This window comes from Bacillus sp. RC251 (assembly GCF_044908765.1).
Classification (GTDB): Bacteria; Bacillota; Bacilli; order Bacillales; family Bacillaceae_G; genus Bacillus_A; species Bacillus_A wiedmannii.
In genome coordinates this window covers 134,463-149,047 of sequence record NZ_JBIYDP010000012.1, presented here as the reverse complement: position 1 = coordinate 149,047, position 14,585 = coordinate 134,463, and the positions used below count along the sequence as shown (strand labels likewise).

The 14,585-nt window shown below is 36.2% G+C and carries 13 protein-coding genes and 1 other annotated feature (1 of these 14 only partly in view); of the genes, 7 read left to right on the top strand and 6 right to left on the bottom strand.

Going from position 1 to position 14,585, the window contains the following annotated elements:
• Window positions 1-451 precede the first annotated feature (451 nt).
• Window positions 452-892 carry a Dps family protein gene (locus ABH961_RS25390; RefSeq protein WP_001041898.1) on the bottom strand — a complete coding sequence of 147 codons (441 nt, stop codon included), beginning with the start codon at window positions 890-892 and terminating at the stop codon, window positions 452-454.
• Window positions 893-1,105: 213 nt separating this feature from the next.
• Window positions 1,106-2,539, bottom strand: a complete 1,434-nt coding sequence (locus tag ABH961_RS25385) for an alanine/glycine:cation symporter family protein (RefSeq protein ID WP_088060095.1) — start codon at window positions 2,537-2,539, stop codon at window positions 1,106-1,108.
• A 409-nt stretch (window positions 2,540-2,948) separates the two neighbouring features.
• Here ABH961_RS25385 and ABH961_RS25380 point away from each other — a divergent pair, with 409 nt between their 5' ends.
• From ABH961_RS25380 to nprB, 7 genes are all read left to right on the top strand, one after another.
• Window positions 2,949-3,446, top strand: coding sequence for a cation:proton antiporter regulatory subunit (locus tag ABH961_RS25380; RefSeq protein ID WP_001026069.1), 498 nt, complete (start codon window positions 2,949-2,951; stop codon window positions 3,444-3,446).
• Window positions 3,447-4,646 (top strand): cation:proton antiporter, encoded by a 1,200-nt coding sequence (locus ABH961_RS25375; protein WP_000380223.1) that lies wholly within the window; start codon window positions 3,447-3,449, stop codon window positions 4,644-4,646.
• 80 nt (window positions 4,647-4,726) lie between these two features.
• Entirely contained in the window at window positions 4,727-5,320 is a 594-nt protein-coding gene (uptA, locus tag ABH961_RS25370; RefSeq protein WP_000900216.1) for an undecaprenyl phosphate transporter UptA, read from the top strand.
• Between the two features lie 137 nt (window positions 5,321-5,457).
• On the top strand, window positions 5,458-5,892 hold the full coding sequence (locus ABH961_RS25365) for a DUF3920 family protein (RefSeq protein ID WP_046960033.1): 435 nt from the start codon (window positions 5,458-5,460) through the stop codon (window positions 5,890-5,892).
• Window positions 5,893-6,004: 112 nt separating this feature from the next.
• Window positions 6,005-6,415: a MarR family winged helix-turn-helix transcriptional regulator gene (locus ABH961_RS25360; protein WP_048542401.1), complete on the top strand. Its 411-nt coding sequence runs from the start codon at window positions 6,005-6,007 to the stop codon at window positions 6,413-6,415.
• A 51-nt stretch (window positions 6,416-6,466) separates the two neighbouring features.
• A complete protein-coding gene (locus ABH961_RS25355; protein ID WP_048542399.1) occupies window positions 6,467-7,165 on the top strand; it encodes a pirin family protein in 699 nt (232 codons plus the stop codon).
• A gap of 156 nt (window positions 7,166-7,321) precedes the next feature.
• On the top strand, window positions 7,322-8,971 hold the full coding sequence (gene nprB / locus ABH961_RS25350; RefSeq protein ID WP_048542397.1) for a neutral protease NprB: 1,650 nt from the start codon (window positions 7,322-7,324) through the stop codon (window positions 8,969-8,971).
• Window positions 8,972-9,013: 42 nt separating this feature from the next.
• Here the strand turns inward: nprB and ABH961_RS25345 are convergent, their stop codons facing one another.
• The 4 genes from ABH961_RS25345 to ABH961_RS25330 all read right to left on the bottom strand — a co-directional run bounded on the left by ABH961_RS25345 (window position 9,014) and on the right by ABH961_RS25330 (window position 14,290).
• On the bottom strand, window positions 9,014-9,331 hold the full coding sequence (locus ABH961_RS25345; protein ID WP_048542395.1) for a metal-sulfur cluster assembly factor: 318 nt from the start codon (window positions 9,329-9,331) through the stop codon (window positions 9,014-9,016).
• A 117-nt stretch (window positions 9,332-9,448) separates the two neighbouring features.
• Window positions 9,449-11,140: a methyl-accepting chemotaxis protein gene (locus ABH961_RS25340; RefSeq protein WP_048542393.1), complete on the bottom strand. Its 1,692-nt coding sequence runs from the start codon at window positions 11,138-11,140 to the stop codon at window positions 9,449-9,451.
• A 224-nt stretch (window positions 11,141-11,364) separates the two neighbouring features.
• On the bottom strand, window positions 11,365-13,059 hold the full coding sequence (locus tag ABH961_RS25335; protein WP_098221570.1) for a methyl-accepting chemotaxis protein: 1,695 nt from the start codon (window positions 13,057-13,059) through the stop codon (window positions 11,365-11,367).
• A gap of 412 nt (window positions 13,060-13,471) precedes the next feature.
• Window positions 13,472-14,290, bottom strand: coding sequence for a class I SAM-dependent methyltransferase (locus tag ABH961_RS25330; RefSeq protein WP_098577326.1), 819 nt, complete (start codon window positions 14,288-14,290; stop codon window positions 13,472-13,474).
• Window positions 14,291-14,404: 114 nt separating this feature from the next.
• Window positions 14,405-14,585 (top strand) — a binding site (T-box leader); it runs 90 nt beyond the window's last position.

Here is a 14,585-nt window from a genome sequence, read left to right as displayed (position 1 = left end):
TTTTTCCTGCGAGGCAAAGAGCGCCTCTACGTCAAAAGCTCCATCCCCCTCACATTCTGAGCAAGCTACCTCCGCTTTTAGTGATATCCAGCTCCGGTAGCTAGAATGTTCGGTGGCTTCGCTTTTTCCTGCGAGGCAAAGAGCGCCTCTACGTCAAAAGCTCCATCCCCCTCACATTCTGAGCAAGCTACCTCCGCTTTTAGTGATATCCAGCTCCAGCGGCTAGAACAGTCGGTTGTTTCACTCCTTCATTCGAGGCAAAAAGCGCCTCGTAATCAGGAGTTCCAACACCCTCCTGTTCTGAACGAGCCGCTTCCGCTTTTAATCTATCTAGCTCCGGTGACTAGAACAGTCGGTCATTTCGCGCCTTCCTGTGAGGCAAAAAGCGCCTCTTCGTCAGGAGCTCCAATGCCCTCTTGTTCTGAGCAAGTCACCTCCGCTTTAAAATCTATTATTGATTCAAGAACGCGCGTAGCATCCAAGCGTGTTTTTCTAGTTCTGTGTAGATGCCTAGTAGTAGGTCAGATGTCATTTCGTCATCAGAGTTTTGAGCGATTTCCATGCCTTTTTTCAGTTCGACTAGCATCATTTCGTAGTCTTTCATGATTGATTCAACCATTCCTTCTGCAGTTTCGCCGTATGCTGCTTCTTGAATAGAAGATAGTTCTAAGTATTCTTTCATTGTTGCTACTGGTTTGCCGCCAATTGCTAAAATACGTTCTGCAATTTCGTCGATGTGAGTAGCTGATTCTGTGTAAAGTTCTTCGAATTTCTCGTGTAATGTGAAGAATTGAGGTCCTTTTACGTACCAATGGAAGTTGTGTAATTTTGTGAATAAAACGCTCCAGTCTGCTACTTGTTTGTTTAATACTTCGATTACTTGTTTGTTCATTATGATCAATCTCCTTTTGAGTTGTTATGTTATATCAATTACTAATTTATAATCATTATAATCTAGTAATTTGTATAAATCAACCCTTTTGCTGGAATTAATTTGAACAAATTATGAACTGTTATAAATAAAAATCCCTATTACTGTGGAGTAATAGGGATTTTGTTTGATATATAGCTCTTGTTCTAAACGAGCCACATCCGCTTTTAATTATTATACAGCTTTTTGCTTCTCTTCTATATCCTGTCCATCCCAGCACTCTGTATTCTGTAAGCCAGGGATAGAACTTGCAACGAAGACAGGATCTTTTCCTTGTTTCTTTTGCTTTATATAGTCTACTAAAGCTGCGTATGCAAACTTGCTAAGGAATGAGATGGCAATTAAGTTTGTGAATACCATTAGTCCCATAAAGAAATCAGCTAAACTCCAAACTGTTTGAAGGGCAGCGATAGATCCGAAGAACACCATTCCGACAACTGCAACACGATAAATCAGTAACCATGTTTTGCTTTCTTTAATGAATGCGATGTTTGTTTCACCATAATAGTAGTTTCCTAGTAAAGAACTGAAAGCGAATAGGAAAATAATAATCGCTAAGAAAGTGCTTGCCCACGGTCCGATTTGTGAACTTAATGCTCGTTGTGTTAATTCAATACCTTCTAAATTCGATCCTTTGTAAAGTCCAGAACATAATACGATAAACGCTGTTGATGTACATACTAAGAATGTATCTACGAAAACACCTAATGCTTGAACAAGTCCTTGTTTTACAGGGTGAGATACATCTGATGTTGCTGCTGCGTTAGGGGAGCTACCCATACCAGCTTCTGTCGCGAATAAACCGCGCTGAATTCCGAATTTGATTGCTGCTCCAATACCACCAGCGATAGCTTGGTCTAAACCAAATGCGCTGTTAAATATTTCTGTAAAAATGCTTGGTAACATATTGAAGTTGTTAATTACGACAAAAATAGCCACACCGATATAAATGATCGCCATTGGAGGAACAATCATTTCTGTAATACGTGAAATGCTCTTAATACCACCAAAAATAATAACTGCAACTAATAAAGCTAATAGAGCTCCTACGATTGTTCGCTCTAGTCCAAAAGCATTTTCAAACGCTATTGTTACTGTATTTGCTTGTACAGAATTGAAAATTAATCCGTACGCAACTGTAATAAGAAGTGAGAACCAAACACCCATCCAGCGCTTGTTTAATCCTTTTTCCATGTAATATGCTGGCCCACCACGGAACCTGCTTCCATCTTTTACTTTATAAATTTGTGCGAGCGTACATTCTACGAAACTAGTAGCTGCTCCAAGGATAGCGATAAACCACATCCAAAATATTGCGCCGGGTCCACCCATTGAAATGGCTAATGCTACACCAGCTAAGTTTCCGATACCGATACGTGCCGCTGCACTTAAGCAAAATGCTTGGAATGGAGAGATGCTATCTTTCTTTTTTTCTTTTCGATTAAACCCTTTACTAATTAAACTGACCATCTCACCGAAATGAGTAATTTGGACGAATTTTAATTTGAAAGAGAAATAAAGACCGAAGCCGATTAGCATTGCAATAAGAATATATGACCATAAAATATTATTCGTTACCTCAAGGAATCTGCTAAAGATATCAACCATATAATACACTTCCTTTTTTCCGTAATAAGAAAATTATATGCAAAAAATATACGAGAATCAATTTTTCTAAAAAATCATGTTACATAAACGTGTTTTGTGTTATGATTATGTTACATCGTAATATTTTTAGAATTATTTACATTTTAAAAAACTAAATTTAAAACGAGAAAGAGGGGATAATTTGAAAGAAGAATCTTTATTGAATATAAGCCTTAAGAGTTTGAAAATGAGAAGTAATATGTTTTTTATCATTACATCTTTAAGTATTTTTTTAGGAGCCACTTATTATTACAATAAAAGATTTCCAAGTCATAGGTATCCTGAATGGTTAGAATTTCTAAAATTGATTGGATGAACAAAAGACAGAAAAACAGAAAATTAAAATAAAGAAGTTATGGAGGAGCTAAATATGAATATTAGAGAAAGTGAACTTCCGGGTATTGGTTATAAGTTTCAAATCGTTACGAAAGGTAACGAAAAGATGGTGATTGTCATTCATGATGATGGGCGTAGAGAAATGTATCATTTTGATTCAGATCATGAAGAAAGTATCTCAAGTATTTCATTACGTGACTCAGAGGCGAGACAAATTGCAGCAATATTAGGTGGAATGGTATACAAACCTAGAGCATTAGAAAATGTTGAAATGGTCTTTGAAGGTTTAGCAATTGAGTGGTTTAAAGTAGAGAATGCAGCTCCGGCAATCGGAAAAACAATTGGCGACCTTGAAATAAGAAAAACATATAGCGTAACGATTATTGCAGTTATGAAAAAGAATATGAAAAAGCTATTCAATCCAGGACCAGAAACGGTAATTGAAGAAGGCGATATGCTTGTAGTTTCAGGTGAGAGAGAAGAAATTAAAAAAATTATTAATGAGTTACTTTCGAATAGGGGGACTGACTAGATGGATACGTTAATTTTTGAAGTTGGTACAGCTTTAGTTTTAGTGGCAATTGCGGCGGTAATTGCTGGAAAGTTTAAATTCTCAGTAATTCCTTTTCTAATTGTTCTTGGGATGTTAGTAGGACCGCACGCACCGACAATAGGTGTTATCGATCTCAAATTTATTGAAAGTGCGAGTGTCATTTCCTTCCTTGGACGGATTGGCGTTCTGTTCCTTCTTTTCTACCTAGGACTAGAGTTCTCGATGAAAAAACTAATTAAATCTGGACGTTCTATTGCGATTGGCGGAACAATCTATATTTTAATTAATTTTTCACTTGGATTATTATACGGATTTATAATGGGATTCCCTTTACTAGAAATTTTAATTATTGCGGGTATTATTACGATTTCTTCTAGTGCTATCGTTGCTAAAGTGTTAGTGGATTTAAGAAGAACTGGTAATAATGAAACCGAATTAATTTTAGGAATTATTATGTTTGAAGATATATTCCTTGCTGTATATTTATCAGTCGTATCTGGTTTAGTTCTAGGAGATCATGCTTCCTTCCTAGGTGCTCTTACTTCAATTGGAATTGCTTTAGGATACATGCTTCTATTCTTTATTGTAGCTAGAAAGGCGACGCCTTTATTAAATAAATTGCTCAATATTAGTTCAGATGAAATTTTTATTATTGTAGTATTTGCTTCGTTATTCTTTATTGCAGGTTTCTCGGAAACAATTCACGTTGCCGAAGCAATTGGAGCACTTCTTTTAGGATTAGTTTTCTCTGAGACAGAGCATAGTGACAGAATTGAACATCTTGTTGTTCCATTTAGAGACTTTTTCGGAGCTATTTTCTTCTTCAGTTTCGGATTAAGCATTGATCCGTTTTCATTAGGCGGAGCGATATGGTTAACGTTAGGTGCTGTCCTTCTTACAATCATCGGAAACTTTGTTGCAGGAATGATTGCAGGGCGACAAGCTGGGTTATCTCATAAAGCGTCAACAAATATTGGATTAACAATTGTTTCAAGAGGAGAATTCTCCATCATTATGGCCAATATCGGCATCGCCGGTGGTTTAATGTCAGTCTTGAAACCATTCTCGGCACTATACGTGCTTATACTATCGATCTTAGGTCCACTGCTGACGAAAGAGTCAAAGAATGTATATAAATTTTTAAATAAAATCTTTAAGTGGGATACGAAGACTAACTAATTTTAAAAAAATAAAAGTACAAGATATTTACTGCTTGTACTTTTATTTTTTGCAATGAAAACAGTAAAGAGAGGTACATGATGTTAGGAGAGTTGATTCATTCCGTTTTAGTTTTTCTAGAAGGACTTGGTTATTGGGGAATTATGCTTGGATTGATGTTAGAGGTTATTCCGAGTGAAATCGTATTGTCTTATGCAGGTTATTTAGTATCAACAGGAAGCATTACGTTTTGGGGCGCTGTCGCGTTCGGTACAATTGGTGGTGTAATCGCACAACTATTCATTTATTGGATTGGTCGGTACGGAGGAAGACCCGTCCTTGAGCGATATGGAAAATATATTTTAATTCAAAAGAAACATATTGATTATGCTGAAGATTGGTTTAATCGTTACGGAACTGGCGTTATTTTTACAGCGCGTTTTATTCCTGTTGTGCGTCATGCTATTTCGATACCAGCAGGGATTGCAAAAATGTCACATGCTAAGTTTATTACGCTAACTACATTAGCTGTTATTCCGTGGTCAATTGTATTTGTATATTTAGGTTTTAAATTAGGAACAGAGTGGGAAAGTATTAATAAAGTCGCTGGGCCATATGTGAAATACTTTGCACTTGCAGCTATTGTTTGTGCAATTGGTTACTTTGTATTAAAAAAAGTGATGAAAAAAAAGTGATTACGGAAAAGGAATCTATATCGGTATAGATTCCTTTTTTATTGGCATTTTTTCAAGGATGAAAGAATACGTTTAATATTTACCATATTGTGGCATACATATAGGAAAAGGGAGTTTGGAAAGGGGATTATAGAGAAATGGAACTCCAGTTTCAAAATGTATATCAACAGGTGGAGAATTGGTATGTGTTGGATTCGGAGCTTCCTTGGGATGTCAAAAGGCTTAGAGATGATTTGTTTTCACTGATTGAAGTATGTAAAACACCAGTTATTTTTTGTGATACGTGTGATGCGAATCATGTGCTTCTATCATTAGGAGAAGAAGAAGAGGAATTCTTATTCCCAGTAGGTGGTTTTTATCATAAAGAAAAACAATTAATTTTTGTTTGTATGTGGGAAGAGTATGAGCAGGTGCTCAAAACACTATTGCATGAATTTCGTCATGCGATGCAGCATAAGAGGGAAGTATTGTATGTTGGAAGTGAATTGTACGAAGATAGATGGATTGAGAAAGATGCGAGAAAATTCGCGGAGAGGAAGTTAGATGAATATAAAAATAGAAAGTTAATGTAAAGCATAGTGGAGAAATGGCACTGTGCTTTCTTTGTTGATTACTAAAAGTAAGCGATTGACTTTTATAAAGTTTAGTTCTAAACTAATGGTATGAAATAAGCGAGGTGATAGAATGAAAACAGAAGATAGACTCGGGTTACTATTATGGTTTCGTTTATCACGTTTTTATAACAAAAGTATTCGTGAGACGAATCAGCATTTGAAAGAATGGAATGTATCTGCCGCTCAGTTTGATGTGCTAGCTCAAGTTGGAGGACATAATCGTCTAACGCAGCAAGAGCTCGGAAATAAACTATTTGTTACGAAGGGAAATATCACGCAGCTATTAAATAAAATGGAGCAGCTGGAGTGGATTCATCGTGAACAAGAAGGCACTACAAAATATATTTCGTTAACAGAAAAGGGAAAAGTTTTATATGAAGAAATCGTCCCGCCTCAAGAAACGTTCCAAGCGGAGCAGTTTCAAAATTTAAATGTAGAAGAACAACATCAATTATTAAAATTACTAAAAAAATTACAGTGAGAAAAATTTTAAAAATAAATCTTGAATTCGAGATAATATGAGGTGAAGGATATGTTTAGAAAAGTTGATCATAAAAATATGGGAAGAGCAAATCACGGTTGGTTAAATACACATTTTCATTTTTCCTTTGCGAATTACTATAACCCGAATAACATGAACTTTGGAGCATTGCGCGTAATTAATGATGACTTAGTAGCACCGCAAACTGGTTTTGATATGCATCCGCACCGCGATATGGAAATCATTTCGTACGTTGTAGATGGTGCTTTAACACATGAGGATAGCATGGGGAACCGCGGAACAATTGAGCGAGGACATGTTCAATATATGAGTGCTGGCACAGGTGTATTTCATAGCGAGCATAATTTAGGAAATGAAACACTACGTTTATTACAAATTTGGATTTTACCAGATCGTGCGGATCATAAACCAAACTATGGTGAGTTTACATTTGATTGGAGCAAGCGTGAAAACGAATGGTTTCACATGGTATCTCCACTAGAAGGAGAGGCACCAATTCAAATTCACCAAGATGCGAATTTATATTCTTTATCATTAGATGCAGGAAAAGAAATTCATTTTCCTGTGCGAGAAGGCCGTCAATTGTATCTTGTACAAATTGAAGGAAGTAGTGTAATAAATGGTGAAAAGCTTGTTATGCGTGATGCAGCAGAAGCGATAGAAGAGGATATTCATATTGAAGCGAAAGAGCAATCACACTATTTAGCAATTGAATTGAAAAGACAATAAAACATTTATGAAAAAGAGGACACCCAATAGGATGTCCTTTTTTTTTGAGTGGAATTGTCAGAAAACTTTTTCTCAATATTTAGAAAAAGGTATTAGCCCGGAAAATAAGAATTGTATAAAAGTGTCAAAAATCTTTAGGGAATGGGGAATGTTATAGTGAAAAAGCAAGTCATTTCATCAGCATTAGCCTTAACTGTTATCGCCGGGGGATTTGGAACATTTGGAGCAACGACAACGAAAGCGGAAGAACAAAAAATTCAATATCATCAAGAATTTAAAACGCCTGCATACATAGGTGAAGAATGGAAAGCACCGGAAGGACTAGATAAAAAAGAGACAGTCTTTCAGTATTTAGAGAGTAAGAAAGATATGTTTAAATTAGCAGGAAATATTGATAAACATTTCAATGTCGTTGGGGAGGAAAAAGATGCTGAATCTGGTACGACACATGTGAAGTTAGTTGAGAAGCATAATAACATTCCTGTGTATGGTTCAGATCAAACTGTTACACTTGATAAAGAAAATAATGTAAAAGCATTCTTCGGACAAGTTATTCCGAATTTAGAGGATAAAAATATTCCTGCGTTTGCAAATATTAGTGCAGAGCAAGCTGAAACGATTGCAAAGGCAGATATTGAAAAAGAAGTTGGTAAAGTAAAGAATTATGACGGTGTGAAAAAAGATTTATTTGTGTATGAAAAAGATGGGAAGTACTATCTTGCATACTTAGTTAAAGCATCGATTTCAAAACCAGCTCCAGGATATTGGCATTATTTTGTTGATGCAACGAATGGAAATGTGATTGAGAAATATAACGCTGTAGATCACATTACAGGATTTGGTTACGGAGTATTAGGCGATAGACAATCATTTGAAATTGCTCAAGATGAGAAAACAGGAGCGTTCAACTTGTTTGATGGTAAACGAGGACAAGGTGTTCACACATTTGATGCAGAAAATATGGATGAAAACTTGTTTAACTTATTCTCACAATGGCTTGGATATACAGGAGAAGAAGTTGAGAGTAAATCTAAGTTCTTCGAAGATAAGGCTGCAGTTGATGCGCATGTAAATGCAGGAAAAGTATATGATTACTACAAAAAGACATTTAATCGTAATTCTTTCGATGATAAAGGTGCGAAGCTTATTTCTACTGTTCACGTCGGAGAAAGCTGGAATAACGCAGCTTGGAATGGTGTGCAAATGATGTATGGTGATGGCGATGGAAAAACATTCATTCCATTATCTGCTGGACTAGATGTTATCGGTCATGAATTAACGCATGCTGTAACTGAACATACAGCAAACCTTGTTTATAAAAATGAGTCAGGTGCGTTAAATGAATCGTTATCTGATATTATGGGTGTCATGGTTGAGAAGAAGAGCTGGGATTTAGGTGCTGACATTTATACACCTGGAAAACCTGGTGATGCACTTCGTTCTCTGAAAGATCCAGCATCTATTCCAAATCCATTAAAACCAGGTGAAGGTTACCCAGATCATTACAATAAACGCTACACTGGAACAGCTGATAATGGCGGCGTTCATATTAACAGTAGTATTAACAATAAAGCTGCATATTTAGTATCTGATGGCGGAGAGCATTACGGTGTGAAAGTAACTGGAGTAGGACGTGAAGCGACAGAAAAAATTTATTACCGTGCTCTTACGAAATATTTAACTGCAAACTCTGACTTTAAGATGATGCGTCAAGCTGCTCTGCAGTCAGCTGAAGATTTATATGGTAAAAACTCTAAAGCTGTACAAGCTGTAACGAAAGCTTATGATGCAGTAGGCGTAAAATAATAAGAGAAAAAGACCTGACTAGGATGTCAGGTCTTTCTTTATTTAGTCACGAACACCTAATGCGATTTTCGCCATACGTGACATGCGTTCTTTAGACCAGGGTGGATTCCAAACGACATTTACTTCTATTTCATTGACTTCAGGTACGTTCGTTGATAATACTTTTTTAACGTCTGATATAATTTGCCCAGCCATTGGACAACCGATAGAAGTCATCGTCATCGTAATGACAGCATTATTATTTTCATCTGCTGTAACGTCATAAACTAATCCAAGATTAACAATATCAACACCTAGTTCAGGATCAATAACAGCTTCTAAGTTTGCATATAACTTTTCTTCAAATGCTTGTTGTGACATGTATAGCACCCCCTACATATTAATGATATCGATTCTCATTATAACGGATATATATATAATATGCAGGGAATGAGCTCAAAAAAATATTCCTCTTGAGAGAGGAATATTTTTTGAAAGCTATTCAGTTTTGAAATGAGATACGAGTTGATCTAATTCTTGAACTGTTTGTTTCATTTGTCTAGCAGTTACAGTCATCTCATTCATAGTAATGACCTTTTGCTCAGCAGATTGTGCTGTTGCCGCTGTTTCACTAGATACTTCAGTCGAAATAGAAGCGATGTTATTCAGTGAAGCGTTCATTTCTTCAGCGCTTGCAGCCATTTCTTCAGCAGTTGCGGAGATGTCTTGCATTTGAGTAGATACTTTATTTACTTGTTCTACAATCGTTGTGAAAGAATTTCCAGCTTCACGAATGACATGAATGCCTTCAAATGCTTCCGAACGACCTTGGGACATCATAGAGCTCGCAGTTTCAGTGTCTTGTTGAATTTGATGTAGTAGTTGGTTAATATCTGTTGCCGCTGTTTTAGATTGTTCAGCAAGTTTTCGAACTTCGTCAGCTACGACAGCGAAGCCTTTTCCTTGTTCGCCAGCACGAGCTGCTTCGATAGATGCATTTAAAGCAAGTAAGTTTGTTTGCTCTGCGATATTAGAAATAGATTGTACAGCTGTATCAATATATTTTGTGTGAGTGATTAGACGTTCGACCACTTCTGACGTAGCATTTACCGCGTCGTGTATCGTTGTCATTTGTGAAACGGATTTTTGAATAACAGTACTTCCGTCGTTAGCTTGTTCAGATGTAACTACAGCAAGCTCAGTTACAGATGTGGCAGATTCAGCAATACGCTGAACACTTGCCGCCATATCGTCCATTGCTGTTGAGCTTTCTTCCATACTAGAGGCTTGTGATTGAATATTTGCATTTAAGCTAGACATCGAGCTCTGAACTTTTATTGTTGCCTCGCGTGATATATTCGTCTTTTCTAGCATATTTTCAGAAGCGTTTTGCACTTCCACAGATGTTTTTTGAACACGATTGATAATATGTTGTAGGTTTTCTAACATTTTATTAAATGATGTTGCGATCGTACCAATTTCATCATTACTATTTACTTGTAGGCGGGCTGTTAAGTCACCTTCTTGAGATGATAATTCTTTTAGCTTACTATCAATTTGTTGAATTGGTTTAACAAGTTTACCAGAGAACCACCATGCAACAGTGATAGCTACGATAATACAAATAACAAGTGATAAGAAGACAACATATTCAATTTGTAGCGAAGATTGATCAATTTTCTTGATAGATTGATCACGTAACTTTGCTTGTTCGTTACTGTAATTTGTGAAGTCCCCAATTACTTTATACACAGTACCATTTTCTGCATAAGCTACTTGTAAAGCCTCTTCCCACTTTTGTTCTTTTGCAAGAGTGAAAACTTTTTCTTCAATAAATTTTCTCCAAGTGGATCCTGATTCCATTGTATTTTTCATGGACTGAGAAACATTTGGATTAGAAAGAAGTTTATCTTTTGAATCCTCCAGACGTTTACTCATCTCATTAAATTTGTCTAATTCAACTTGATCATGTTGTAATAAATAACCTCTTAAAGCAGAGAGCTGTACTTGATAAGCGTCCCCACGCTCTTTCAATTCTGTTGCCAGAGGGGAAATTTCTTTTTGTAATGCTTCAGCTTGACGAGATTGATCCATGGTAAAGAATAAAATAAAAGCTAAGGCGATGCCAAATAAAGCGCAAATCGTTCCCATCATGAACATTAGTTTTTTTCGAATGCTAATAAAACTCATATGATAAAAAGCCTCCCTGTGAAATCTTAGTATTAGAATTAATAAATGTAAAAAATTGAAAGAAAGCTTTACTCCATCGGGAATAAAGCTTTCTTCTTTCCTTTAGGAATTATAGCAGACGGAATGGGAGATAGAAAGAGATATTTTAAGGTGAAAAAAGAGAGACTGTAAATCTCTCTTTTTAACAACTTGGAGCTCATAGAAGTATAAAGGAAAGTTTTGCTTTAAACGTTTGTTTTGAAATGAGAAACGAGAACTTCAAGTTCTTGTACGGTCGTTTTCATTTCAGAAGCTTTTTTAGCAACGACACTCATTTTATTTACTTGGTCACCAGCTGAAGTTGCTGTTTGTGATGTTTCGGCGGCAACTTCATTTGAAATAGAAGCGATGTTATTTAAAGCTGCATTCATTTCTTCTGAACTTGCGGCCATTTCTTCAGCAGTTGCAGACATTTCTTGCATTTGTGTAGAGACTTTATTAATGTGGTTAACAATTTCCGAGAATGAAAGTCCAGCGGTACGAATGACTGTAATTCCTTCCGAAGCCTCTGACTGACCTTGTGTCATCATTTCATTTGCTATTTTTGTGTCAGCTTGAATTTGATGAAGTAAATGGTTAATGTCAGTTGCTGCTAGCTGAGATTGTTCAGCAAGTTTTCGTACTTCATCGGCAACAACGGCGAATCCTTTTCCGTGTTCGCCAGCACGTGCTGCTTCAATTGAAGCATTTAAAGCGAGTAAATTCGTTTGTTCCGCGATATTAGAAATGGATTGAAGTGCAGTATCAATATGATTCGTATGTGTAATGAGTCGCTCTACTACTTGTGATGTAGCGTTAACAGCTTCGTTAATGGTATGCATTTGTGTAATAGATTTCTCAATGACTTTATTCCCACTATCTGCTTTTTCTGAAGTTGTAACAGCTAGGCTAGCAACAGAAGAGGCAGATTCTGCAATACGTTGAACACTCGTTGTCATATCGTCCATTGCAGTTGAACTTTCTTCGATGCTTGAAACTTGTGAACGAATACTATACTCAAGAGCATTCATAGTTTCTTCGGTTTTTGCTGTATTTTCCATAGAAGCAGTGGTTTCGATGAACACATTTTCAGACGCTTCTTTTACACTTGTTGATGTTTGTTGCACTTGTTTTATGATACGTTGTAAGTTAGCGAGCATTTGATTAAAGGAATTAGCGATATCACCAATTTCATCTTTACTCGTTACGTGTAATCTAGCAGTTAAATCGCCGTCTTGAGAAGCTAATTCTTTTAATTTCTCATCAATTTGTCGTATCGGTTTAACGAGTTTACCAGAGAACCACCATGCTAATAAAATAGATGTTAACGTACATGTAATGAGTGAGAAGAAAATAATATATTGAATAAGAGATGAAGAAGACTCTACGTCAGCAATTAATGCGTCACGTTTATCATTTTCTTCATTTGCATATTTAGTAAAACGACTTAAAAGATCGTTTACATAATCGGTTTGAGCTAAAGCGATTTTGGATGCTTCGTCCCATTTTCCTTCGTGAGCGAGAGGAAGGACTTCATTATCTATGACGCTTCGCCATTTTGCGCCCATTAAAATCGCTTCTTTCATTCCTTCTGGAAGTTTTTTATCACTTGTTACCTTCTCTCTAGTGTCAGCAAGTTTTTTTCCTTCTCGGTTGAATTTATCCAATCCTTTTTGATCATGTGACAGTAAATATTCTTGTAAACCGGCAACTTGTGCTTGGAACCAATCACCACGTTCTTTTAAAATTGTTGCTCGTTTTGATACATCATTTTTTAACGTTTCAATTTCGCTTGCTTGGTTCATAGCGAATGAAAGAATAACAATAAGAGCAATACTAAATAAAGAAGAAATGCTTAAGAGTGTGAACAGTAGTTTTTTGCGAATACTAACATATTTCATCGTTACCCCTGCCTTTAAAAACTGTTTATTATAATTTATAAATATTAAGAACGACATTAATAAAAACATCATTATGAAGTTATTAATCTGTTCAATGAAAATTATAGCAGATAATGGAAGATGGCAGATTGATATGAGTAAATGTTCTTAAAATGTATACATTTGTATATCAAAAAGTTCATAAATAAAAATGAGAAATGCTATTGTAATTTGAAATAACATCATGTATACTTCTAATTAGTTGATAACGATTATCAGTATCAACTAATGACATTACTCTTCGTTATGTTGGTCATACCCCTTTTTGACGACGTAAGTCAGAGACGAAATGTTGAAATATCTTGTGTCCTATTCTACAGAATTATGGTAATCTCCAACCTCAACTTATATGCGTGAGCATGCAAAAAGGATCCTATCCGTGAAGGGATCCTTTTTTGCATGCTGTCGCAATTAATGTATATAAACCAGGCACGCGATTTTCAATTTCTTCCGGTGCAGTAGAAGGGAAGACCCACCTTTGATGAGACCCGTGTTCTTCAACTAGTTTTTCAATTTTAAAATGTTCTTCGGCAAGTGTTGTAACAATTTCTCCTAGCGTCCAGCGGCGGATAGTTGTTTTAGGTAGCGATTCTTTCTGTGCTTCTGTAAGAAGGATGCTATAAGCAACATCATCTTCAATCAATTCTTCATCAAAATAATTTCCATTGGCCTGAAATGATGGATGGTCGACTCCTAATAATTTCGTGTAAACAGGATGATAGTCACGAAGGATAAGCATTCCATCTTGTTTAAGTAAGTTAGCAATCTTTTGAAAGAGTGGTTTTAAATCTAAAAAGTAATGAAGTACACCAAGTTCCAGCAATACGACATCAAATGATTCGGAAAGATTTACATCCAGTACATCAGAGACGATGTATTGGATAGAGACACCAGCAGCTTCGGCTAGTTCGGTTGCGTATTTTTCATTACTTGCTGAAATGTCTACAACTGTTACATCGGCTCCTAAAAGAGCAAGAGCAACTGCTTTATTTCCTTTTGATCCGAGTAAATTAATAATACGCTTTCCTTTTGGAGATTGTATGTAAGGTAAATAATGATTTACCTCGCGCACGGGATCTTCCATGAGCTTTTTCGCATAATCCTCTGGCGCCCCGTGGCGATTTGTCCAAGCTTCATAAGCAGCTGCGTTCCAGCTTTTTTCATTAATAGTACTTAGTTGTTTTTGATTCAATCATATCACTCCTTTTGTGAACGTATAGGTATTCGGCAGGAAGGTGAGATTTCCTGTTTTTCTTGAATTAAAGTTTGATTTTTCTGTTATTAAGTCGTAAAATACGTGTTATACGTAAAAGCGTTGAAAAGGAAAAGTAGGATGAACACATTCTTTCCAGAGAGCTTCGGTAGCTGAGAAGAAGCAAGAATATTCATTTGAACAATGGCCTTTGAGCTTCGTCCTGAACTTATCAAATGATAATAGTAGGCGGCGACGAGAGTTGGTACTCGTTATCAAAACCACAGTATAAGAG

Coding starts and splice junctions, on each gene's coding strand:
- ABH961_RS25345 (WP_048542395.1), bottom strand. CDS start 9,331: ATGTCACAACAAGCATTTGAAGAAAAGTTATATGCAAACTTAGAAGCT.
- ABH961_RS25375 (WP_000380223.1), top strand. CDS start 3,447: ATGGATACGTTAATTTTTGAAGTTGGTACAGCTTTAGTTTTAGTGGCA.
- uptA (WP_000900216.1), top strand. CDS start 4,727: ATGTTAGGAGAGTTGATTCATTCCGTTTTAGTTTTTCTAGAAGGACTT.
- ABH961_RS25390 (WP_001041898.1), bottom strand. CDS start 892: ATGAACAAACAAGTAATCGAAGTATTAAACAAACAAGTAGCAGACTGG.
- ABH961_RS25340 (WP_048542393.1), bottom strand. CDS start 11,140: ATGAGTTTTATTAGCATTCGAAAAAAACTAATGTTCATGATGGGAACG.
- ABH961_RS25355 (WP_048542399.1), top strand. CDS start 6,467: ATGTTTAGAAAAGTTGATCATAAAAATATGGGAAGAGCAAATCACGGT.
- ABH961_RS25385 (WP_088060095.1), bottom strand. CDS start 2,539: ATGGTTGATATCTTTAGCAGATTCCTTGAGGTAACGAATAATATTTTA.
- ABH961_RS25380 (WP_001026069.1), top strand. CDS start 2,949: ATGAATATTAGAGAAAGTGAACTTCCGGGTATTGGTTATAAGTTTCAA.
- ABH961_RS25360 (WP_048542401.1), top strand. CDS start 6,005: ATGAAAACAGAAGATAGACTCGGGTTACTATTATGGTTTCGTTTATCA.
- ABH961_RS25365 (WP_046960033.1), top strand. CDS start 5,458: ATGGAACTCCAGTTTCAAAATGTATATCAACAGGTGGAGAATTGGTAT.
- ABH961_RS25335 (WP_098221570.1), bottom strand. CDS start 13,059: ATGAAATATGTTAGTATTCGCAAAAAACTACTGTTCACACTCTTAAGC.